The 21,801-nt window shown below is 69.9% G+C and carries 22 protein-coding genes; 9 read left to right on the top strand and 13 right to left on the bottom strand.

The window, feature by feature from the left end; all coding sequences use genetic code 11:
- Nucleotides 1-57: 57 nt before the first annotated feature.
- The 5 genes from QRN27_RS15070 to QRN27_RS15050 all read right to left on the bottom strand — a co-directional run bounded on the left by QRN27_RS15070 (nucleotide 58) and on the right by QRN27_RS15050 (nucleotide 4,413).
- Nucleotides 58-228, bottom strand: coding sequence for a hypothetical protein (locus tag QRN27_RS15070; protein WP_285042932.1), 171 nt, complete (start codon nucleotides 226-228; stop codon nucleotides 58-60).
- A 579-nt stretch (nucleotides 229-807) separates the two neighbouring features.
- Nucleotides 808-1,647, bottom strand: a complete 840-nt coding sequence (locus QRN27_RS15065; protein ID WP_285042931.1) for a class II fructose-bisphosphate aldolase — start codon at nucleotides 1,645-1,647, stop codon at nucleotides 808-810.
- A complete protein-coding gene (locus QRN27_RS15060; protein WP_285042930.1) occupies nucleotides 1,644-2,657 on the bottom strand; it encodes a 1-phosphofructokinase family hexose kinase in 1,014 nt (337 codons plus the stop codon). The genes QRN27_RS15065 and QRN27_RS15060 overlap by 4 nt, the downstream gene beginning before the upstream one ends.
- Entirely contained in the window at nucleotides 2,654-3,532 is an 879-nt protein-coding gene (locus tag QRN27_RS15055) for an ROK family protein (RefSeq protein WP_285042929.1), read from the bottom strand. The genes QRN27_RS15060 and QRN27_RS15055 overlap by 4 nt, the downstream gene beginning before the upstream one ends.
- Complete coding sequence (locus tag QRN27_RS15050; protein WP_285042928.1) at nucleotides 3,529-4,413, bottom strand: SIS domain-containing protein; 885 nt, start codon at nucleotides 4,411-4,413, stop codon at nucleotides 3,529-3,531. The genes QRN27_RS15055 and QRN27_RS15050 overlap by 4 nt, the downstream gene beginning before the upstream one ends.
- A gap of 176 nt (nucleotides 4,414-4,589) precedes the next feature.
- Between QRN27_RS15050 and QRN27_RS15045 the strand changes: the two genes are divergently transcribed.
- From QRN27_RS15045 to QRN27_RS15025, 5 genes are all read left to right on the top strand, one after another.
- Nucleotides 4,590-5,378 carry a DeoR/GlpR family DNA-binding transcription regulator gene (locus tag QRN27_RS15045; protein ID WP_285042927.1) on the top strand — a complete coding sequence of 263 codons (789 nt, stop codon included), beginning with the start codon at nucleotides 4,590-4,592 and terminating at the stop codon, nucleotides 5,376-5,378.
- A 284-nt stretch (nucleotides 5,379-5,662) separates the two neighbouring features.
- On the top strand, nucleotides 5,663-6,913 hold the full coding sequence (locus QRN27_RS15040) for a Gfo/Idh/MocA family protein (protein WP_285042926.1): 1,251 nt from the start codon (nucleotides 5,663-5,665) through the stop codon (nucleotides 6,911-6,913).
- 23 nt (nucleotides 6,914-6,936) lie between these two features.
- On the top strand, nucleotides 6,937-8,271 hold the full coding sequence (locus QRN27_RS15035; protein ID WP_285042925.1) for an ABC transporter substrate-binding protein: 1,335 nt from the start codon (nucleotides 6,937-6,939) through the stop codon (nucleotides 8,269-8,271).
- An 11-nt stretch (nucleotides 8,272-8,282) separates the two neighbouring features.
- Nucleotides 8,283-9,212, top strand: coding sequence for a carbohydrate ABC transporter permease (locus QRN27_RS15030; RefSeq protein ID WP_285042924.1), 930 nt, complete (start codon nucleotides 8,283-8,285; stop codon nucleotides 9,210-9,212).
- Nucleotides 9,205-10,134: a carbohydrate ABC transporter permease gene (locus QRN27_RS15025; protein ID WP_194671264.1), complete on the top strand. Its 930-nt coding sequence runs from the start codon at nucleotides 9,205-9,207 to the stop codon at nucleotides 10,132-10,134. The genes QRN27_RS15030 and QRN27_RS15025 overlap by 8 nt, the downstream gene beginning before the upstream one ends.
- A gap of 81 nt (nucleotides 10,135-10,215) precedes the next feature.
- Here the strand turns inward: QRN27_RS15025 and QRN27_RS15020 are convergent, their stop codons facing one another.
- The 6 genes from QRN27_RS15020 to QRN27_RS14995 all read right to left on the bottom strand — a co-directional run bounded on the left by QRN27_RS15020 (nucleotide 10,216) and on the right by QRN27_RS14995 (nucleotide 17,023).
- The gene (locus QRN27_RS15020; RefSeq protein WP_285042923.1) at nucleotides 10,216-11,412 is read right to left on the bottom strand and encodes an acyl-CoA dehydrogenase family protein; all 1,197 of its coding nucleotides are present in this window, start codon (nucleotides 11,410-11,412) and stop codon (nucleotides 10,216-10,218) included.
- Nucleotides 11,409-12,623 carry an acyl-CoA dehydrogenase family protein gene (locus tag QRN27_RS15015; RefSeq protein WP_285042922.1) on the bottom strand — a complete coding sequence of 405 codons (1,215 nt, stop codon included), beginning with the start codon at nucleotides 12,621-12,623 and terminating at the stop codon, nucleotides 11,409-11,411. Before QRN27_RS15015 ends, QRN27_RS15020 begins: the two co-directional genes overlap by 4 nt.
- A complete protein-coding gene (locus QRN27_RS15010) occupies nucleotides 12,620-13,285 on the bottom strand; it encodes a methionine ABC transporter permease (protein WP_056011000.1) in 666 nt (221 codons plus the stop codon). Before QRN27_RS15010 ends, QRN27_RS15015 begins: the two co-directional genes overlap by 4 nt.
- Nucleotides 13,278-14,474, bottom strand: a complete 1,197-nt coding sequence (locus QRN27_RS15005; protein WP_285042921.1) for a methionine ABC transporter ATP-binding protein — start codon at nucleotides 14,472-14,474, stop codon at nucleotides 13,278-13,280. Before QRN27_RS15005 ends, QRN27_RS15010 begins: the two co-directional genes overlap by 8 nt.
- A 60-nt stretch (nucleotides 14,475-14,534) precedes the next feature.
- Nucleotides 14,535-15,515 (bottom strand): MetQ/NlpA family ABC transporter substrate-binding protein, encoded by a 981-nt coding sequence (locus QRN27_RS15000; RefSeq protein ID WP_285042920.1) that lies wholly within the window; start codon nucleotides 15,513-15,515, stop codon nucleotides 14,535-14,537.
- Nucleotides 15,516-15,751: 236 nt separating this feature from the next.
- Entirely contained in the window at nucleotides 15,752-17,023 is a 1,272-nt protein-coding gene (locus tag QRN27_RS14995; protein WP_285042919.1) for a coiled-coil domain-containing protein, read from the bottom strand.
- 142 nt (nucleotides 17,024-17,165) lie between these two features.
- On the opposite strand from QRN27_RS14995, the gene QRN27_RS14990 reads away from it, so the two are divergent.
- The gene (locus QRN27_RS14990) at nucleotides 17,166-18,542 is read left to right on the top strand and encodes an MFS transporter (protein WP_285042918.1); all 1,377 of its coding nucleotides are present in this window, start codon (nucleotides 17,166-17,168) and stop codon (nucleotides 18,540-18,542) included.
- Between the two features lie 26 nt (nucleotides 18,543-18,568).
- On the opposite strand, the gene QRN27_RS14985 is transcribed toward QRN27_RS14990, so the two are convergent.
- Nucleotides 18,569-19,063, bottom strand: a complete 495-nt coding sequence (locus tag QRN27_RS14985; RefSeq protein WP_285042917.1) for a MarR family winged helix-turn-helix transcriptional regulator — start codon at nucleotides 19,061-19,063, stop codon at nucleotides 18,569-18,571.
- A 38-nt stretch (nucleotides 19,064-19,101) separates the two neighbouring features.
- Between QRN27_RS14985 and QRN27_RS14980 the strand changes: the two genes are divergently transcribed.
- Entirely contained in the window at nucleotides 19,102-19,344 is a 243-nt protein-coding gene (locus tag QRN27_RS14980; protein WP_285042916.1) for a hypothetical protein, read from the top strand.
- A 104-nt stretch (nucleotides 19,345-19,448) separates the two neighbouring features.
- Entirely contained in the window at nucleotides 19,449-20,459 is a 1,011-nt protein-coding gene (locus QRN27_RS14975; protein ID WP_285042915.1) for a DUF418 domain-containing protein, read from the top strand.
- A gap of 37 nt (nucleotides 20,460-20,496) precedes the next feature.
- Here QRN27_RS14975 and QRN27_RS14970 read toward each other — a convergent pair whose 3' ends face one another.
- Complete coding sequence (locus QRN27_RS14970; RefSeq protein WP_285042914.1) at nucleotides 20,497-21,300, bottom strand: NAD(P)H-binding protein; 804 nt, start codon at nucleotides 21,298-21,300, stop codon at nucleotides 20,497-20,499.
- A 79-nt stretch (nucleotides 21,301-21,379) separates the two neighbouring features.
- Here QRN27_RS14970 and QRN27_RS14965 point away from each other — a divergent pair, with 79 nt between their 5' ends.
- Nucleotides 21,380-21,793 (top strand): winged helix-turn-helix transcriptional regulator, encoded by a 414-nt coding sequence (locus tag QRN27_RS14965; protein WP_285042913.1) that lies wholly within the window; start codon nucleotides 21,380-21,382, stop codon nucleotides 21,791-21,793.
- Nucleotides 21,794-21,801: the final 8 nt, after the last annotated feature.

The raw sequence follows: 21,801 nt of genomic DNA, 5'->3' as shown, positions 1-21,801 counted from the left end.
ACGAAGCCCCCGCGCGGTCTCACCGTGCGGGGGCGTCGGGTGAAGCGGTGCGGCGGCTCAGCCGCGACGGTTCGAGGCGCTGCTCGAGGTGCGCGACGCGGAGCCGGTCTCGGGCGTGCGGAGGCCGAAGCGGTAGGTGAGCTTGTCGGTCGAGTGACCGCGGCCGTGGACGCCGGTACTCGAGGAGCGGTTGGAGGACGCGGGGGTCCGAGTCTGGGTGATGGACATGGTGGATCTCGTTTCTGATGTTGCGGATGATGGATGAGCCGGATCCAGAAGGGGAATGCGACGACGATCGCGGCTGGTCGCATGGATGAAGCGACGAGACCGTCCGGAGTGCAGCTGGGCCGTCATGCGGCCGTGCTGGTCGGCTGGGGCCGTCCGGTGGATCGTTGTTCGCCCTTCTGGGAAGCGGCAGGTGGTGTAGATGTCGGGAGCATCGGCGGATCCGTGGAGGTGTGGACTCTGCACACGGAAGCCGGTTGTGACATCGGCACTCAGGGAAGAACATTACGTCTCGAAGCTGTGAAAGAGCTGCGAGCGCGGATTCCGGACCGGTGCCGGTGTCGATGCCCGAGCCCGGACTCGGGCATCGACAGGCGACCGACGGTGTCGCGAAGCTTCGGGTCACCGAACCTAGGGGAAGGGGTGACCCTATCTCCCGCGCGCTCGAAAGGGTATCGAGCTCGGGAGGCCGGAGGGTGATCGCGGGGGGTCGATCGGTTACCGGCGGGCTGTTGGAAGAACTCCAACAGCAGATATATTAACACCTCAGCAGGGTGGTCTACTGTGCGTTGGCTGGGAGCCTCAGTCGGACGCGAGGAGCCGCAGGATCCGAGCAGTCTCGTCGGCCACCGCCTGGCGTCCGGCCCGGACGTATGTGCGCGGGTCGACCAGATCCGGCCGCTCGTCGAGGACGCCTCGGACGGCCCGCGTGAACAAGCCGTTCAGGTGCGTGGACAGGTTGATCTTCGTCATCCCGGACCGCACGGCGGCACGGAGCTCGTCGTCGGGGAGGCCGGAGGATCCGTGCAGGACGAGCGGCACGGCGACCGACTCGCGGAGTCGGCGGATGAGGTCGTGGTCGACGGCCGCCTCCCGGCTGGTCATGGCGTGCGACGTCCCGACGGCCACCGCGAGGGCGTCGACGCCGGTCGCGGCCACGAACGCGGTCGCCTCGGCCGGCACCGTGCGGGCACCGGGGGCGTGGACGCCGTCCTTCCCGCCGACCTCTCCCAGCTCGGCCTCGACGGCGACGCCCCGCTCGTGGCAGAAGTCGACCATCTCCTTGGTGGCCCGCACGTTGTCCTCGTAGGGGAGGGTCGAGGCGTCGAACATGACGCTGTCGACGCCGAGCTCGACGCCCTCGCGGATGAGCTCCGCCGACTCGACGTGGTCGAGGTGGACGAGGACCGGCACGGTCGCCGCCCGCGCGATCGCCAGCGAGGCGAGGGTGATGGGGGCGAGGGAGCCGTGGTACCGCACACAGTTCTCGCTGATCTGCAGGATGACCGGGAGCCCCGCTTCCTCGGCTCCGGCGACGATGGCCTCGGCGTGCTCGAGCAGCACGACGTTGCACGCCGCGATCCCCGCGTTCGACGTCGATGCGTGGCCGAGGAGGGTGGTGAAGTCGATGGCGGTGGTCATGGGGTCACTCCCGAGTGGTCTGAGGCGGCTTCGGACGGTGTGGTGGACGACGGTGTCGGCACCGTGGACGGTCCGGTGGTGGAGCGGGCGGGTGGGGCGAGGAAGCTGCGGAACGCGTCGAGGTCGATCGAGCCGGCGACGGGCTCCAGCACGGCCGCTGCTCCGGCGGCCGCGGCGGTCCGGAGTGCCTCGGGGAGGGTGTCTCCGGCGCGGAGGGCTGCGACGAGTCCGGCGGTCGCGGCATCGCCGGCCCCCGTCGGATTGCCGCTCACGCCGGGGACGGCCGGCACCTCGTGCTCGGCCGTCGCGTCGCCGGCGGTGAGGCCGTCGGCGCCGCGCGAGATGACCACGGTGCCGGCGCCGAGCGCGAGGAGGGCCGCGCGCGCGTCGGTGAGCGTGGACGTACCGGTCGCGTCGAGAGACTCCTCGAGGTTGGGCTTGAGGATCGTCGCCCCCGCTCTCGCCGCGGCGAGCAACGCCGGTCCGCTGACGTCGACGACGACGGGGACTCCCGCATCCAGACCCACCCGCACGATCGACTCGACGACGGTGTCGGGGGTGTTCGGCGGCAGGGAGCCCGAGAGGACGAGCATGCTCGCGCCCTGGACCGCGTGCGCGAGTTCGGTCGTCACTGCGGTCCACTCCTCGGGCGTCACCACCGGCCCGGCTTCCGCGAACAGCGTGGGGTGATGGTGGCCGTCGACCACCGCGACCGTCGAACGCGTCTCACCGGCGAGTTCGACGACACGGGTCGGAAGGCCGTCCGCCTCGAGGGCGGTCCGGAGCCATGAGCCGGACGGGCCACCGAGGGGCAGCACCTGCACGGTCGGGACGCCCAGCGCGGCGAGGACCCGAGCGACGTTGACGCCCTTCCCTCCGGCGCGGCGGACGACGGAGTGCACGCGCTGCGTCACGCCGATCTCCTGCTGTGCGACCTCGTACGTGATGTCCACGGCGGGGTTCGGCGTCACGATGACGACCTGACCGCCGTCGCGGCTCAGCGTCGTCATCGTGCCGACACCAGGCGTCGGGCGAGGATCCCGGCGCCGACCGTCGCCGCCTCGTCGCCATGACGGGCGGGCAGGATGGCGGGCACACGCACGATCGCGAGGCGGTCCCGCAGGGCGCGTTCGAGTGGTTCGAAGAGGGCTGGGCCGGCGAGGGCGAGTCCGCCGCCGACGACGATGGCGGCGGGCGCGGCGACGACGGTGATGCCCGCCAGCGCCTCCGCGAGCGCCTCGACGGCGTCGTTCCAGATCGCGACGGCCGGAGACTCACCACGAGCGGCCGCATCGGCGACGGTCTTGGCGTCACGGGCACCCGCACGCCGCGCGATGCCGCCGGCCGACGCGAGTTCCTCGACGCGGAGTCCGCGGTGCGGTCCGTCCTGGATCACCCGCTGCCCGATCTCGCCCGCCCAGCCGCCGCCAGCGAAGGGGAGGCCCCCGATGACGAGCGCCGAGGCCAGGCCGGTGCCGACGGGGACGAACGCGATGGTGCCGTCGATCCCTGCCGCGGCCCCGGACACCGCCTCGGCGAGGGCGCCGGCGCGGACGTCCTGACCGAATGCGAGCGGGACGTCGAGCGACGGGCGGAGCAGCTCCGGGAAGGCGAGGTCGCGCCAGCCCAGGTTGACGGCGTGGATACAGACGCCCTGTTCCTCGTCGACCACGCCGGGGACGACCACGCCGACCGCGACCGGTGGCGAGACGGCGTGCGCGGTCTCGACGAGGCGGAGGACGACGTCCCTCGTCCGGCTGCCGGACGGGTCGTCGACCGGGGTCGCTTCGCGCCAGCGCCCGAGGACCGTGCCGTCGGCCGCCGTCAGTGCAGCTTTGACGCCCGTCCCGCCGACATCGACCCCGAGGGCCGCTCCGGCGGTCACGGCGTCAGGATGACGGAGCGCGTGAGCGAACGGGGGTGGTCCGCGTCGAGACCGCGGGCCTCCGCCAGGGCGATCGCGAACCGCTGGGCGACCACGAGCCCTGCGATGGGGTCGAGGTCGTGCTGGACGAACGTCGCGCCGGTGGCCGCGACGTCGTCGGGCAGGCCGGCGGGGGTGGGGCCGAGCGACCAGACGAGTCGGCCGGGCTGTGCGATGGCGATGGGGCCGTGGCGGTAGTCCATCGCCGGGTAGGACTCCGCCCAGAACTGGGCCGCCTCCCGCGTCTTGAGCGCGGCCTCGAAAGTGAGGCCGACCGCGTGCCCGAGCCCGATGAACGACACCTGGTCGGCCGAGAGGTAGTCGTCGATCGGGATCGTCAGGGCCTGTTCGGCCTCGACGGCGAGGGCCTCGACGTCGTGACCGAGCGAGCCGCGGAGGAGCGCGAGCGTCGTCGTGGCGAAGCGGGTCTGCACGACCGAGCGTTCGTCGGCGAAGGGGAGCGCAACCACGTGGGCTGCCGGGATCGTCGCCGGGGAGTCGTCGACCGCCGTGATGACGACGGTGGTCACCGACTCGCCCACGGCCTCGAGCAGCTGTACGATCTCCGTCGTCGTGCCGGAGCGCGAGATGGCGACGATGCGGTCGTAGTCGCGCACACCGGGGAACTCGGAACCGGCGAACGCATCGGTGATGCCGAACCCGGCCTGCTCGCGGAGCACGGCGTAGCTCATCGCGATGAACCAGCTGGTGCCGCAGCCGACGACCGCGACGCGCTCGCCCGGCTGCGGCAGCACGGCGGAGAACTCCGGGACGAGGGCGGCTGCGGTGCGCCAGGATGCGGGCTGCGACGCCAGCTCGGCGGCGACGAAGGTGTCGGGCATGAAGTGCCTTTCGCGTGGAGGGACGCGATCGCGACGGGGCGATGCGTTGGGAGCAACCATACCGGATCGAATCTGATCGATACCAGAGCAAATCATCAGAATCGATCACACAGGCGCTCGCCGAGCGCCCATATGATGGTCACAGTACGCCCGACTCGATCCGGAATGCAGGACAGATGACGCAGCAACAGCGACTCAACGCCCTGCTCGAGCTCGTGAGCGAACGCGGCAACGTGACGATCGCCGAGATCGGTGAAGCGCTCGGCATCTCCGCCGCGACCGCGAGACGCGACCTCACCGCACTCGCCGAGCAGCGTCTCGTCACCAGGACCCACGGCGGCGCCGCCGCGCTCGGCACCGGCTACGAGCTGCCGCTGCAGTACAAGATCGCGCGGCAGGCCGACGCGAAGCGGGCCATCGCGAAGGCGGCGGCCACCCTCATCAACGTGGGTGACGCCGTTGGACTGAACGGTGGCACCACGACCAGCGAGGTCGCGCGGGTGATCGGTCGGAGCGAGCACCTCGTCCGTTCCGACGGCGACGCGTCCGTCACGATCGTCACGAACGCGCTGAACATCGCCTACGAGCTCTCCGTGCGGTCGCACGTGAAGATCGTCGTCACCGGTGGTGTCGCCCGTCGGCAGTCGTACGAACTCGTGGGCTCGCTCGTCGCCGGTGCGCTCGCGGAGATCGCCCTGGACGTGGCGATCCTCGGCGTCGACGGGCTGAGCGCGCAGTTCGGCGCCACCACCCTGCACGAGGGTGAGGCCGCTGTGAGCCAGGAGTTCGTGAAGGTGGCGAAGCGGGTCATCGTGGTCGCCGACAGCACGAAGATGACCAAGGCGACCTTCGCCCGCATCTGCCCGCTCGACCGCATCGACGTGCTCGTCACCGATGCGGCGGTGGATCCCGCCCTGGCCGAGGCCCTTGCCGTGGCCGGCGTCGAACTCATCATCGCCGACTGACCGCAGCCGGTCCGCCCGTTCCCGGGTCCCGCAGTTTCCCGGTTCCCTCCGGTCGCTGAGCCTCCTTCCGGCCACCGAGCCATCCCCTCCTGGTCACCGAGCGATCCCCTCCTGGTCACTGAGCCTGTCGAAGTGCGACCCCGCTCCACATGTTTCGGCGCGGTAAAACCTCCGCACCCCATCCGCCGAGCCCCTTGCGTGATCGCTGTGATCGCCTATTGTCATTTCATGATCGTTTTGGCATCATATGAATCAACTTCACGCAAGGAAGCGGATGTGATCGAGTGAGCAACGCACCAGCCACCACCCCCACCGGGCTCCGGGTCGCCGTCATCGGCACCGGTCAGCGCGCGTACATCGCGGAGCACGTGGCCGCGAGCCCGACGCCGGCGGCAATCGTCGCAGCGGTCGACACCACCGAGATCGGTCGCAGCCGCGCGCGGCAGATGTTCGGCGACGACCTCGACGTCTTCGACTCCCACCAGGCGCTCATCGCGCAGGGCGGTGTCGACGCCGCGATCGTCACGACGCCGGACTGGACCCACAAGGAGATCGCGGTCGACCTGCTGCGCGCCGGTATCGCCGTGTACCTCGAGAAGCCGCTCGCGATCACGCTGGACGACGCCGATGCCGTGCTCCAGGCCGCCTACGAGTCGCGGACGCCGCTCTACGTGGGCCACAACTTCCGGCACGCGGCCGTCGTCCGGCTCATGCACGAGATCATCGAGCGTGGCGAGATCGGCGCGGTCAAGTCCGTCTGGGTGCGCCACTTCGTCGGCAACGGCGGCGACTACTACTTCAAGGACTGGCACGCCGACCGCTCGCGCGTGAACACCCTCCTCCTGCAGAAGGCGAGCCACGACATCGACGTGGTCCACTTCCTCGCGGGGGCCTACACCCGGCGCGTCGTCGCGATGGGCGACCTCGCGGTGTACGGCGAGGTCGAGGACCGCGAGGACCGCAGCGGCCAGACCATGGCCGACTGGTTCTCCTACGACAACTGGCCGCCCGAGGCACAGCGCGGACTCAACCCGGTGGTCGACGTCGAGGACGTCTCGATGATGCTCATGACGCTCGAGGGTGGGATCACCGCCAGCTACGAGCAGTGCCACTTCACCCCCGACTACTGGCGGAACTACACGGTCATCGGCACCCACGGCCGGCTCGAGAACATCGGCGACACCGCCGGTGGGACGGTCAAGGTCTGGAACCGCCGACGCACCTGGAGCACCGAGGGCGACGCCGAGTACCCGATCGCGGGCGTCGAGGAAGGGCATGCCGACGCCGACGTCGACACGATGAACGAGTTCCTCGCCTTCGTGGCCGACGGGACCCCGACCACGCTGTCGCCGATCGCCGCACGGCAGGCGGTCGCCGCCGGTGCGCTCGCCGCGCACTCGCTCCGGAACGGTTCGATCCCGCTCGACGTGCCTCCCCTCGACCCGACGCTCGTCGAGTACTTCTCCTCCCTCACCACCAGCACCGCGACGCCTTCCAGCACTGCACCGCACTCCCTCGACGCCGCCACCCGGTAGCGCACCTCGAAAGGACTCCCGTCATGCCTTCGTTCTTCACGAACCGCACCTCATCACCCGGTGGCCGCGCCCGTCGCCGAGCGGTCTTCAGCGGCATCGGCCTGCTGGCCGCCGCAGCCCTCACCGCGGGATGCAGCACCGGCGGTGGCGGCGCCACTGGCGGCGAGTACGCCGCAGCCCCGAAAGACCTCAAGGCCGAGATCACCTACGGCGTGTGGGATCAGGCCCAGGTCGCGGCGATCGACGCCAACATCGAGGCGTTCAACGAGGTCTACCCCGACATCACCGTCAACGTGAACGTCACGCCGTGGGCGTCCTACTGGTCGAAGCTCCAGACGCAGGCCTCGAGCGACACGCTCCCCGACCTCTTCTGGTTGAACGGCCCGAACTTCCAGGTCTACGCGGCCAACGGCAAGATCGAACCGATCACCGGCGCCGTGAAGGCGGGGGACATCGACCCGAAGAACTACCCTGAGGCCCTGAACGAGCTGTATTCGCTCGAGGACACGCAGTACGGCGTGCCGAAGGACTTCGACACCGTGGGCGTCTGGGTCAACACGGCCCTGTTCGAGCAGGCCGGCGTGCCCCTGCCCGCTGACGACTGGACCTGGGACGACTTCGACACCGCAGCACAGACGATCTCGACGAACCTGAAGGACCAGGGCGTCTACGGGGCCGCCGGCGGTATGGACGGCCAGACCACGTACTACAACACCATCCTGCAGGCGGGCGGGGAGGTCATCAACGCCGACCAGACCGAGTCCGAGTACGACAGCCCCGAGGCACAGGCCGGACTCCAGTTCTGGACGGACCTCATCGCGAACGGTTCCTCGCCCAACATGCAGCAGCTGACGGACACCCCGGCCGACCAGTGGTTCACCTCCGGCAAGGTCGCCATGTACTGGGGCGGCAGCTGGCTGCGGCCCCTCGTCGGTGAGTCCGACGTCGCCGCCACCACGCAGGCCTTCCCGCTGCCGATCGGCAAGGAGCAGGCGACGGTCATCCACGGCGTCTCCAACGTCGTGGCGTCCGCCAGCAAGAACAAGCAGGCCGCCCAGGCGCTGCAGGTCTTCCTGGCGAGCGAGGAGGCGCAGCAGCAGCAGGGCGACCTCGGTGCTGTCATCCCCGCGTTCACCGGTACCCAGCAGTCCTTCGTCGACTCCTACCCCACGATGAACCTGCAGGTCTTCCTCGACGCCCTCGACTACGCCAAGCCGCTGCCGGTCTCGGAGAACACCGCGGCCTGGAACGCGCTCGAGGTCGAGCTCCTGCCCGACGCATTCAGCGGCGACAAGCCCGTCTCCGACGTGGCGAAGGACATCGCCGAGCAGATGAACGCCGCCCTGGCCAAGAAGTGACCGGTCAGACCGTGACGCGCACCCCGTCGGCGCCGCTCTCCTCATCGAGAGCGGCCCGGCGGGGTGCCGCCCGCGGCGACGGCGCCTGGCCGTGGGCGTTCGTCCTCCCGCTCCTCACCGGCATCGGCGTCTTCTTCATCTGGCCGATGATCCAGACCGCCTACTACTCGTTCACCGAGTGGGGCGTCTTCGGCGGGACCACCTTCACCGGTGTCGAGAACTACGTGCGACTGTTCGCCGACCCGCGGCTCTACGCCTCGCTCGGCAACACCCTGATCTACACGGCCGTCGTCCTCCTCGGCATCCCGATCGCCGTGTACCTCGCCAGTCTGCTGAACCTCCCGGGCCTCCGCTTCGCGAGCTTCTACCGGGTGCTCTTCTTCCTGCCGTACGTGGCGATGCCGACCGCCGTCGCGATCGTGTGGCGCATCATCTTCAACGGCGACTTCGGCATCCTCAACTACACGCTGTCGCTCGTGGGCATCGACGGTCCGTACTGGATCAGCACGCCGGGGACCGCGATGTTCGCCGTGGCCATCGTCGGTCTGTGGTCCTCGCTCGGCTTCTCGATGATCATCCTGGCCTCCGGTCTCAAGAACATCGCGCCCGAACTGTACGAGGCGGCCGAGCTCGACGGGGCGACCCGGTGGCGCCAGTTCCGCTCCATCACGGTGCCGTTGCTCACCCCGAGCATCTTCTTCGTCACGATCATCACGGTCATCTCGAGCTTCCAGCTCTTCGACCTGCTGTACGCGATCCTCGGCAGCACGAACCCGGTGCTCTCGAAGAGCATGTCGCTCGTCTACTTCTTCTACGACCAGGGCTTCGTCCAGAACGACAAGGGCTACGCCTCGGCCATCGCGATCGTGATCTTCCTGATCATCGGACTGGTCACGCTCCTGCAGTTCCGGCTCCAGAAACGATGGGTGAACCATGACTGAGCAACTCACCGCGACGGCGCCGCTCACCACCCGCGCCGTCACCGTCCCGGGATCCGGCCGCCCGACCGCCGCCTCCGCCCGCCGCCGCGACGCCGGTCGCCCCGGCCAACGGCGCGGGTCCCACGTCGTCGCCCACATCGTCCTCGGTGTCGGCGGGCTCATCATGGCGTTCCCGTTCATCTGGCAGATCATCATGTCGCTGTCGACGAACGCGGAGGTGCAGAGCGTGGTCCCCACGTTCTGGCCGGCGGAACTGCAGTGGCAGAACTACGCCGCCGTGTTCGAACGGCTCCCGTTCCTCGACCAGCTCCGTACCTCGATCCTCATCACGGTCATCAGGACGATCGCGCAGATCGTCCTCTGCACCATGGCGGGGTACGCGTTCGCCCGCATGCGGTTCCGGGGGCGCACGATCCTGCTCGCCGTGACGCTCTCGATCCTCATGGTGCCGTCGCAGGCGTACCTCATCTCGCAGTACCAGATCGTGCAGGGCTTCGGCTGGTTGAACACCACCCTCGGCATCGTGGCACCGGGCCTGTTCAGCGCGTTCGGCACCTTCCTCATGCGGACGGCGTTCCTGAACCTCCCGACGGAACTCGAGGAGGCCGCCCGGATCGACGGGGCCGGACCGTTCCAGATCTTCTGGAAGATCATGCTCCCGCTCGCGAAGCCGAGCATCAGCGTGCTCGCCATCACAACGGTGCTGTGGTCGTGGAACGAACTCCTCTGGCCGCTCGTGGTCTCGACGTACGCGAACTCCATGCCGCTCGCCGCCGGGCTCGCGACGCTCTCGAGCGACAAGACCACGGACTACCCGGTGATGATGGCGGCGTCGATCCTCGCCATGGCGCCGGTACTGATCCTGTTCATCGTGCTGCAGCGCCGGGTCATCGACGGGCTGGCGTTCTCCGGGCTGAAGTAGTCCGCCCCGGTCCCGGGCCGCAACCCGCTCCCTGAGCCTGTCGAAGGGCCACCCTTCGACAGGCTCAGGGACCACCTGGCGTCAGGCCTCGCCGGTGCTCCACCAGGAGACGATCGGCGTGCCGTTGACGAGGTGGTCGCCGATCGCCCGCGCCTTGAATCGGGCCGGGTTGTGCGAGGCGATCGTGCGCGCGTTCCGCCAGTGCCGATCGAGCGCCAGGTGTGTCTCGACGGCGCTGGCGCCACCCACGTCGAACAGGGCGGTCGCCGCGTCGAGCACCGCGGGCAGGATCACGAGCTGTGCCCGGGCCGTGGCGAGCTCGACGGCAGCGAGCTGCACCGGGATCCGTTCCGGGTCTCCATCGAGGATCGCCCTCGACGAACGCTCGAGCGCGGTCGTCGCCGCAACCAGCGCCGCGTCGGCCGCGAAGGACTTCGCCGACAGCTCGCCGACGACCTCCTGCACGATCGGATCGCCCTGTGCGGTGGCGGCAGCGCCGTGGCTGTACGTCCTCGTTCGCGCCCGGACGAACGCGGCGGCGTCATCGACGATCGCTCGCCCGATGCCGGTGACCGCGGCGAGGAGGACCAGCTGCACGAACGCGCCACCGTGTGACGGCCGGTCCGGTTCGCGTCTCACCACGGTCGACGGATCGACTGCGACATCGGTGAACACCGTCGTGCCGCTGCCCGTCAGGCGTTGACCGAATCCGGTCCAGTCGTCGATCCGATCGACGCCCGGGGCGCCCGTGTCCACGAGCACCGAGACGAACTCGCCGTCCTCTTCGGCCGCGACCCCGACGAGGTCGGCGAACAGCGTGCCCGTGCTGTAGAACTTCGTCCCGTTCAGCCGCAGTCCCTCCGGCGTCCGGGTGAGCCGCGTGGCGAGCGACCCGACCTTGGCGGTCGAACGCTCGTGGCTCGCGTTGCCGACGATGGCTCCGTCGGAGAGGCGGGCGAGGCGTGCCTCCCGGTCGTCGGACGACGGCGCATGGAGGGTGCGGTCGATGTAGGAGAAGTGGGAGCGGAACAGCTGCGCGAGGTTCGGGTCGCGTCTGGCCAGTTCCGCGAGCAGTTCGAAGAACTCGCCGTGCGTTGCACCCTCGCCGCCGTGTTCATGCGGCAGGGTCACCCGGGTGAAGCCGGCCGCGCGAAGCGCTTCGACCTCGGCATACGGCAGGCGGCGCTCGCGCTCCCGCTCGACGGCGTCACGCCCGAGTTCGTCGAAGAGCGGAGCGAAGCGCGACACCAGATCCCGGTCGACGGTCGTCGCGCTCATGACGCCTCTCCGTCCACCGTGACCGCCGCCGAAGCCGGCACCGGGGCCGTCGTCGTCGGTTCCGCGTCCGACCGGGCGCCGGGGGCCTCCCACTCGGGCAGGGTTCCGAGGAGTTCGAACTGCCCGAGGGCCGCCGCTCGTTGGACGGCCGGGTTGTGCGAGGCGATCGTGCGGACGTTCCGCCAGTGCCGATCGAGCGCCGACGCCCGACCGACGGCGGAGGCCCCGCCGACCTCGAAGAGTCGGCTGAGCGCGTCGAGGACGAGCGGCAGGACGATCTGCTGGACGCGGAAGACCTCCAACAGCGTCTCGCGGGCGGCATCCGGACCGCTGTCCGGCTCGCCGAGGGTCCTGGCGGCGGCGAGGACCAGTGCGCGGGCGGTGTGGACGACGCTGCTCAGCTGACCGACGATCGCCTGCACGAGCGGATCCCGGCTGGGAAGGTGCTCGCCAGCGTGCCCGACCGTGCGCCGCCTGGCGCGCACGTAGTCGACGGTGTCCTCGAGCGCGCGCTGCGCGATCCCGGCGACCACGCCGAGCAGGATGAGCTGCTGCAGGGCGCCGGTGCGGTGCCATGCCGTCGCATCGCCGCGGTGGACGACGAGGTCCCGAGGGTCCACCGGCACCCGGTCGAACGTCGTCGTGCCGCTCCCGGTCAGCGGTTGGCCGAAGCCGTCCCAGTCGTCCACCGAGCGGGTTCCGGGGTCGTGTGCCGAGACGGTCGCGCCGACCCGGTCTGCGCCGTCGAGGGCGGACAGGTGGATCCAGTCGGCGTAGATGCTGCCGGTCGTGTAGTACTTGGTGCCCGTGATCGTCAGGCCGTCGCCGTCGCGGTCGAGGACGGTCTCGAGGTGGGCCGTCGCGTGGCGCTCGGACTGCGCGTTCCCGACGAGGTCGCCGTCGCGCAGTCGGGCGAACCAGAGTTCGCGGTAGGCGGCGTCTGGCGAGGCGAGCAGGGACTCGACGAACAGGATGTGCCCGCGCCAGACGTGCCCGAGGCTCGAGTCCGCGGCGGACAGGGCGATGAGCCGGGCGAAGAGCTGCTCAAGGGTGAGCCCCGCGCCACCGGACTCCCGCGGGACCCGGGCGGCGGCGAAGCCGAGCCGCCGGAGCTCGGTGACCTCGTCGAACAGGAGGCGTCGGTCGGTCTCGCGCGCCACGGCGCCGCCGCGGAGTCCGGCGAGGAACGCGTCGAAGTCGGTGTCGTTCATCGGTGCAGCACCCGCTTCGCGAGGACGTTGCCGAGCAGTTGCGCGAGCTGCACGAGGACGACCAGGGTGATGACGACGAGGCCGACGACGATCCAATCGAACCGCTGGTAGCCGTAGGTCATGGCGAGGTCGCCGAGCCCACCGCCACCGAGCACGCCGGCCACGGCGGTGGCGTCGACGAGGGCGACGAGGATGTACGTGAGTCCGAGGATGAGCGGCCCGAGCGCCTCGGGGACGACGATCGTGAAGAGCACCCGCGCGGGGCTCGCCCCCATGGCGGCTCCGGCCTCGATGGCGCCCGGCGAGACGGCGACGAGGTTCGACTCGGAGACGCGCCCGATCGCGACGCTCGCGACGAGGATGAGCGGGATCGTCGCGGGCAGCGGGCCGAGGCCGGTGCCGAACACGAGCCGCGTGAGCGGGATGAGCGCGATGGCGACGATGAGGAACGGCACCGGCCGGATCACGTTGATGATGAAGTTCAGGACACCGAACACGAGGCGGTTCTGCAGGAGGTTGCCGGGACGGCTCGCGTAGAGCAGCAGGCCCAGCAGGATCCCGATGACGGTCGCGACGGCGAAGGCGACGGAGACCATCAGCCCCGTCTCGCCGATGGCCTTGAGGAGACGGGGGAAGAACGCCTCCGGGTCGAAGTCACGCATGGGTGTGCTCCTTCAGGATGGTGGGGTCCTCGGTGCGTGGCCCTTCGACAGGCTCAGGGACCGGGGTGTGGGCGTCAGGGACCGAGGTGAGGGCGTCTGGGACCGAGGCGAGGGCGTCCGGGGCCGTGATGTTGGCGTCAGGGACCGCGTGGTGCGGCGTCGGCCCCGGGTCGATGGCGGTGACGGTCGCCGTGGCACGGAGCCCGTCGATGGCGGCGTCGACGCGGTCGTCCGGGCCGAGGAGTTCGACCGTGAGACTGCCGAACAGTCGACCCTGGAGTTCGTCGACCCCACCGAACACGACGTTGAAGTCGATGTCGTTGTCGCGGGCGACCCGCGAGAGGAACGGGTGGTTGGTGTCGCGATCCTCGACGTGCAGCTGCACGAGCCGACCGTGGTGCACGGCCCGGATCTTCGTGAGCACCTCCTCGGAGGGGATGTGGTGCAGGACGGAGGAGACGAACCGGCGCGCGGTCGCCGTGCGCGGTGCGGAGAACACTTCGTAGACGCTGCCCTGTTCGACCACCTCGCCGTCCTCCATGACCGCCACCCGGTCGGCGAGCTCGCGGATGACGTCGATCTCGTGCGTCACCAGCAGGATCGTCACCCCGTACTCGGCGTTCACCCGTCGGAGCAGCTCGAGGACCTCGCCGGTCGTCTGCGGGTCGAGAGCGCTCGTCGCCTCGTCGGAGATGAGGATCTCCGGGCGCGTGGCGAGGGCACGTGCGATGCCGACGCGCTGCTTCTGCCCACCCGAGAGCTGCGAGGGGTAGGCGAGCGCTTTGTCGCTCAATCCCACGAACGCCAGGAGTTCCTCCACGCGGTCGAGGATCTCGGCGTCCGGCACCTTCGCGAGCTTGAGCGGGTACGCGATGTTCTTGTAGACGGTGCGTGACTCCAGGAGGTTGAACTGCTGGAAGATCATGCCGATCCGTTGGCGTGCCGTGTAGAGCGCCGATCCCGTGAGCGCCGAGATCTCGAGTCCTTCGACGATCACCCGCCCGGTCGTCGGGCGCTCGAGCGCGTTGACGGTGCGCAGGAGCGTCGACTTGCCGGCGCCGGAGTAGCCGACGATGCCGAAGATCTCACCTCGCTCGACCGTCAGGTCGACGTTCCGAAGCGCCTCGAAGGCGCGGCCCTGCACCTCGAACGTCTTGCTGACGTCCTCGAAGGTGATCGCGGTACTCATAGCTGCTCCTCTCGCGGGAGGGCCGCCCGGGAGACCCCGGGCGGCCACTGCGTGGTCGTCCTATCCGGCTTCGGTCTGGAGCTCGGCGAGCTTGTCGCGGAGCTCCTTCACCGGCACCTGGACGAGGATCGAGTTCCCGGCGAACTCGTCGTCGAGGGCCTCGGCGACGCGCGGGTCGGCGTAGGTCTCCTCGAGGATCTTCCAGGCCGGGTTGTCCTTGTCGTCCTCGCGGGTGGCGACGACGTTGACGTAGGGCAGGTTCTTCTCGGAGAGCGAGTCGTCGAGGAAGAGCGCGTCGTCCTTGGTGATGTTCTGGCTCGGGTCGAAGTACGAGGTGCCGACGACGACGGCGGCGAGCGACGGGTCGTCGAACTGCTGCGGGATGCTCGTCGCCGGCAGCGGCACGAACTGGAGGTTCCGCTCGTTCGCGGTGACGTCCTCGACGGTCGGGAAGTTGCCGGCGTCAGCGGCGATCTCGATGAGGCCGGCCGCAGCGAGGATGTTCAGCGCACGCCCACCGTTGGACGGGTCGTCGGGGATCGCGATGCGGGCACCGTCGGCAAGGTCCTGCACGTCGCCGAGCGTCTTCGAGAAGATGCCCCACTGCGTGATGACGGTTGAGAACACCGGCGTGAGGTCGGCGTCGTTCTCGGCGTTGAACGCTGAGAGGTAGAGGATGTGCTGGAACGCGTTCGCGTCGACGGTGCCGGCGACGAGCTCGGTGTTCGGGAGTACCCAGTCCTTCACGTTGACCCACTCGACGTCGAGCCCCTTCTCGGCGGCGACCTCCTTCACGGCGTCCTGGAACTGGGTGTCCTCGGAGACGGCGATCTTCACGCTGAGCCGTTCGGCGGGTGCGCCGGATCCGGTCGCGGCGTCGGCGGCGCCGTTCTGTCCGCCGACGACGACCGACACGGCGATCGCGATGGCGGCGACGGCGACGGCCGCGATCCCGCCGATCAGGAGGGTTCGACGCTTCCGTTTGCCGGCGGCGATCGACTCCCGCAACTCGCTCGGTCCTGGTCCGGTGTGCTCGGTCATGAGTGGTCCTCGAATCTGTCTGTGGGTGCACTGGTGCGTGCACGGGGACAGTCTTCACAGGAGTTCGAGACGACGCTCGTCACGTTACCGAGGGAGGGTCACAGTTCGAGATGAAACGTAAACGCCGGGCGCTCGACGACGGAACGACCTACACTGCGGCGCGACGACGAGCCCGGCGGCGGCGGCCTTCGGCGACCCGGTCTTGTCGGCCGCGGCAGTGTCGGCTGCGGCCGCCCTCAGCTGAGGTCGTACCGTGCGAGGGCGTCCGCGTCCTGGGCGATCCTCGATGCCCGGCGAGCGGCGTCGAGCGCCTCGACCGGATCGTGCGCCGCAGCCGCCTCGGCCAGCGCGAGTTGGCGCTTCGCCTCGGCCAGCCGGGTCCTGGCGTCGGCGCCCACCCGGTCACGGTGCGCCGAGATGACGTCGGCCGCGATACGCAGGTTGCTGTCGGCCGTGAACATCGCCCCACGCATGGCCTCACGGGCGTTGTCGAGGCGCCGTCGTTCACTCCGAGCCGTCGCGAGGGCGGCGTCCAGCTCGATGTCGGCGGCGCGCACCGAATCGAGGCGGCGAGCGGGATCCGGCAGGATGCGTTCGCCGTCCGGTGAGGTCGAGGACTCGGCAAGGAGGAGGGCACGGTTCGCGCGATCGATCGCTCCGGCGATGACGTCGGCCGTCTCCGGTCGCTCCGCCGACGCGCGGAGCTCCGCCGCCTCGACGACGACCGTCCGGAGTTCCCGCGCCGCTGCGGTGAGCTCGGCCTCCGCGGCACCGATGCCCGCGAGTGCACGTTCGACGGCGTCGAGCCGGTCCTCCGCCTGCTGCAGCTCCCGACCGAGGCCGTGGAGTGCCGCAGCCGTCGGGCGCCCGTCCGTGATCCGCTCGGCGGCGTGCCGCGCGTCCTCCGCCGCCTGGTCGACCGTCGTCTGCGCTGTGCGCCGGAGCACCCGGGCGTCCTCGACGGCGCTCGCCGCGTACCGTTCGGCGGCCGACGCGATCGCGAGCCCGGTCGTGGTCAGTCGTTCGCGCGCTCGGTCGATGCGTCGCTCGAGGTCTCCGAGGAGCTCGGGGGCTGAGCGCTCGGCACCACGCCGTTCGGCGAAGCCGCGCAACCGGGCGGTGAGGGTGCGTTCGACGTCCTCGCAGAGGTGGACGATGCGTTCGTTCCACTCACGCCGCTGCCGCTCGGTGTCGGCGACCTCGTCCTCGAGGGCCTGGCGCAGGCGGAAGGCCTCGCCGAGTGCGGCCCGCGCCGCGGCGACGTCGGCGGCGTATCCGCGTGCGGCCTCGCGTCCGAACTCGGCTTCGGCAAACCCGACCTCGTCTTCGGCCTCACGGACCGCGTCGTCGGTGCGGACGAGCGCGATGCCGGCGCGTCGGTGGAGGTCGTCGATCGACGCGATCGGGGTCTTCGGGGTGCGTCGGCGCAGGAACGCGAGGAGGAGCCAGACGATGATGCCGACGCCGCCGAAGACGATCAGCGAAGGGAGCCACCACAGGTCGACCATGGTCTCCAGTCTACGAACGCGGGGCGGAGGATGGGCTGGGAGGGGGAGCTGCGGACGGCGGGCCGAGCGGGTCGTTCCGACGACTGTCGAGCTTCCTCGCGCTGGCGGCTGGAGCGTCGGAACCCGGGTCTACGCTGAGGCCATGACCCGCCAGCAGCGCCTCGTGCTCACGATCGCGATCCTCTCCTCGTTCGTGGCGTTCCTCGACGGCTCGGTCGTGAACGTCGCACTGCCGGCCATGACGAAGGAGCTCGGCGGTGGCCTCATCGTGCAGCAGTGGGTCGTCGACGCCTACCTCATCACCCTCGGTTCGCTGATCCTCCTCGCGGGGTCCCTGTCCGACGCGTTCGGGCGCATCCGCATCCTCCGCATCGGGCTCATCGGCTTCGGCGTGACGTCGATCCTCTGCGCGGTCGCGCCGTCCGCCGAGGTGCTCATCATCGCCCGTCTCCTGCAGGGCGGCGCGGCGGCCCTGCTCGTGCCGAGCTCGCTCGCCATCATCATCTCCACCTTCAGCGGCGTCGCGCAGGGCAAGGCGATCGGCACCTGGACGGCGTGGACGGGGGCCGCCGGCATCACCGGTCCGCTGCTCGGCGGGGTGCTCGTCGACACCCTCTCGTGGCGGCTCATCTTCGCGATCAACATCATCCCGATCCTCGTCACGCTGTTCCTCATGATGCGTGCCGACCGGGTGCCGGAGCCGGAGCGGCGTCCGCGCATCGACGTCGTCGGTGCCGTGCTCGGGGCGGTCGGGCTCGGCGGTCCGGTGTTCGCCCTCATCGAGCAGGAACGCTACAGCTGGGACAGCCCCATGCTCCTCGTGCCGCTCATCGTGGGCGTCCTCTCGTTCATCGCCTTCCTGTGGTGGGAGCGCCGGCACCCCGATCCGATGCTGCCGCTGTCGTTGTTCCGCGTGCGCAACTTCGGGTTCGGCAACATCGCGACGGTCTTCATCTACGGGGCGTTGTCGCTCGGGTTCTTCGCGATCGCCGTGTTCATCCAGCAGACGGCCGGCTTCAGTGCGACCCTCGCGGGGATCGCGACGCTGCCGCCGACGCTCGTCATGCTCGCGTTGTCGTCCTGGTTCGGGAAGCTCGCCGGGACGCACGGACCGCGCCTGTTCATGACCCTCGGGCCCATCGTCGCGGGTGTCGGCTTCCTCCTGATGATGGGTGCCCAGCAGGATCTCGACTACTGGCTCCAGTTGTTCCCGGGCATCCTCCTCGTGGGACTGGGGCTCGCGATCACGGTCGCGCCGCTCACCGCCGGCATCCTCGGGTCGATCGACCCGGCCCATGCCGGCATCGGCTCGGCCGTGAACAACGCGGTGTCGCGGGTGGCCGGGCTCGTGACGATCGCGCTCGTCGGCATCATCGCCGGTGGTGCGCTCGGCGTCGGCGGATTCTCGCGGGTGGTGCTGGCCACGGCCGTCTTCATGTTCGTGGGCGGCCTGGTCTCGTTCGTCGGCATCCGGAACCCGAAGGCCGCGGCGGAAGCTGCGCCGGTGCCCTCGGCCTGACGCGCTCCGACGGCTCGCCGCGTCGCTCAGCTCGGTTCGACGGTGGTCCCCGTGACGGCCGGGGCTGTGGTGGCCGCACCGATGACGGCGTGGAGCATCTCGCGGAGCTGTGTCAGATGGTCGGCGTCCATCCGTAGTTCCTGCATGACCCGGTGCGGGATGGCCTCCGCCTGTGTGCGGAGCTCGCGGCCGGCGGTCGTGAGGGAGACGTCGAGGACGCGCTCGTCCAACCGGCTGCGATCGCGACGGACGAGCCCGGCCGCCTCGAGTCGCTTGAGGAGCGGCGACAGCGTGGCCGGCTCGAGCTGCAGCGCACCGCCGAGGTCCTTGACCGACCGCGGGCTGTGCTGCCACAGCGCGAGCATCACGAGGTACTGCGGATGGGTGAGCCCGAGAGGCTCGAGGATCGGTCGGTAGAGCGAGATGACGCTTCGTGACGCGACGGCGAGGGCGAAGCAGACCTGGTTCTCGAGCTGGAGGAGGTCGTCGGGCGTCGTGGTGGAGGATTCGGTGGCGGTCACGGTCCCATCGTACCCAAATGATTAGTACACTTATCAATATGAGTGAGAAGCGATCGTTCCGGGAGTCCGTCCGAGAGGCGGGTGGCCTGTACGGCTGGGTGAACGGACGGATGTGGAAGGTGCTCGGTCCGCCGCCGCTCGGTCCGTACAACGAGGAACCCCTGCCGCCCGCGGCCCAGTCGGGGTGCCCGATCTGCGGGCATGCCATGTCCGAGCACATCGTCGACCGCACCACCGGCCCGCGCACGCAGCTGCACTGCCCCAAGCCGCCGATCGCCTGACGCCCGCCTCCGGATGGACCGAAATCATCCTCCGGTCGCATGCGCCTCCCGGGGTGAGCTGGTGTACTACTGATATGTCTCATACGTCTTCCGGTAGCTCCACCATGCCCAGTCCATCCGCGGCCCCGACGGTTTCACCGGCTCGTCGGTGGCAGCTCATCGACGCACTCCGCGGCTTCGCGCTCGCGGGCATCCTCTTCGTCAACGTCCCCGACATCACCCGGCTCGGTCAGGACATCCCCTTCGACGAGCGCCACACGACCACCATGGACCTCGTCCTCGAGTTCGCCGTGCAGACCCGGTTCGTCCCGATCTTCGCCTTCCTCTTCGGCATGAGCGCCATGTTCGTCATCGAAGGTGCGCGCCGACGTGGGGTGCACCCGCTCCTCCCGATGCTGCTCCGCTACCTCGCGCTGTTCGCGATCGGCTTCGCGCACGCCTACGTCTACCCGGGCGAGATCCTCCGCGAGTATGCGATCTGCGGTCTGCTCGTGCTCCCGATCGTCCTGTGGGTGCCGCGCCGGGTGACGCTCGGCCTCGGCATCGCCCTCACGGTCGCCGCCTACGCGCTCACCGGTGGTGGGCTCGCCTCGCTCCCCGGTCTCCTCCTCGCCGGTGCCGGCGCGGCCGCGTACGGGCTGCCCAAGCTGCTCGACGCGGGCCGACGCCCGGTGTGGATCGCGTTCGCCGCCGCAGTGGCGCTCGCCGTCCCCGCGCTGTGGTGGCAGACGACGCAGCCGGGCGATCCCCGCTTCACGAACGCCGGCGGCATCGCGGGCGGCGTCCTCGCCGTCGTGTATGTGACCGGGTTCGCCCTGCTCTGGCAGACGCTGGTCCGTCGCGCACTCGCCCTCGTCTTCGAACCGCTCGGGCGGATGGCACTCAGCAACTACCTCGGTGCCTCCGTCGTCCTCGCCCTCGTCGCGCTGGTCGTGCCCTTCCGCGACTCCGACGACCTCGCACTCGTCAGCCTCGGCGCGCTCGTCCTCATCGCCATCCAGTCGGTGCTCAGCCGCCTCTGGCTGCGCCGGTTCCAGTACGGTCCGATCGAGTGGCTCTGGCGGATGGCGACCTGGCGTCGCGTGGTCCCGTTCCGCAAGCCGGCGCTCGTCTGAGGCACCCCCTGTTCGGTGCCGCCCCGAGAATCGGGTCTCACGGAGAGGGCACCGCGACGGAGGCCGCTGCCACCGGCACGGTGTCGGCCGGTTCGCGACCGAGGAGGTCACGGAGATCGTCGCCCGTTCCCGCGAGGAACCCGTTTCGGACCGCACTGAAGATCGACAGCAGCATCGGTGGCTGGAACGGTTTGAGCGGAGCGTGCCTGAGCGCTTCCCGGCGTTCGGCGAGCGAGGTCGAGTGGAGCCCGACGCCCAGGCGATCGGCCACCTGACCGGCGGTGATGGGGTCGCTGACGAGGTCGTACCGGCGTCCGACGTGGTCGCCGGGCGTCATCGCGACGATAGCAGCGGCCTCGGCGAGGTCGGCTCGGGTGACGGCGGCGAGCGCCCCGTCACCGAAGGCCGAGTGGAGTGATCCGCCGGACCACTCCAGCAACGAACCGAAGAGCTCCGCGTACAGGCCGTTCCGCAGGATGGTCCAGGAGAGCGGGCTGCGTTCCAGCCGCCGCTCCGTCCACCGGTGTGCGAGCGCGAAGGCGAGGTGGTCGCCGGCCGTCGCGAGGCTCGTGTAGACGACGTGTCGGACCCCGTCGCGTTCGGCCGCGGCGATCGCCGTCTCGTGGCGGGCGATCACGACGTCGTCTTCGGCTTCGCCGGCCGAGACGAGCACGAGCGTGTCGACGCCGAGGAAGGAGACGCTGCCGGGGTCGTCGAAGTCGATCCGCCGGGCACCGTCACGCCCGCTGCGGTTGCCCGCCAGTGGCGTAGTGCCCCGAGCGGTGAGCGCGTCGAGGATGGCGCTGCCGAGTTGGCCGGTGGTTCCGGTGACGAGGATCATTTCAGGGCCTTTCGGTGTTCACGATGATGACTCGGACGAGTCTGCGACCCCCGCCGAACACCCACAAGAAGGCACTTGCATGTCACTCACGCACACCGCGGTAACCGCCGACCTTGAGCCCTGCGGCAAAGAGGGTCATCCGGATTGCGGCATCCGCGACGTCCTCGACCGCATCGGCGACACCTGGTCCGTGCTCGTCGTCGTCGAACTCGCGTCGGGTGAGCGGCGGTTCCGCGAGCTGCAGCGCGCGATCGACGGGATCTCCCAGCGGATGCTGACGCTGACCCTCCGTCGACTCGAACGGGACGGGCTCGTCGAACGGACGGTCTTCCCGACCGTGCCGGCGCAGGTGTCCTACGCGCTCACCTCCGCCGGCGCCGCACTCTCCCACCTCGTCAAGACGCTCGCCGACTGGTCGCTCGAGCAGCGGCCGGCGATCACGGCGTCCCGCGCCGCCTACGACGCGGCGCACCCCGGTCACCGCATTCGATGACCGCTGTC

It is taken from the genome of Plantibacter sp. LMC-P-059a (assembly GCF_030209505.1).
Lineage (GTDB): Bacteria > Actinomycetota > Actinomycetes > Actinomycetales > Microbacteriaceae > Plantibacter.
This window is presented reverse-complemented; position numbering and strand designations above follow the sequence as displayed.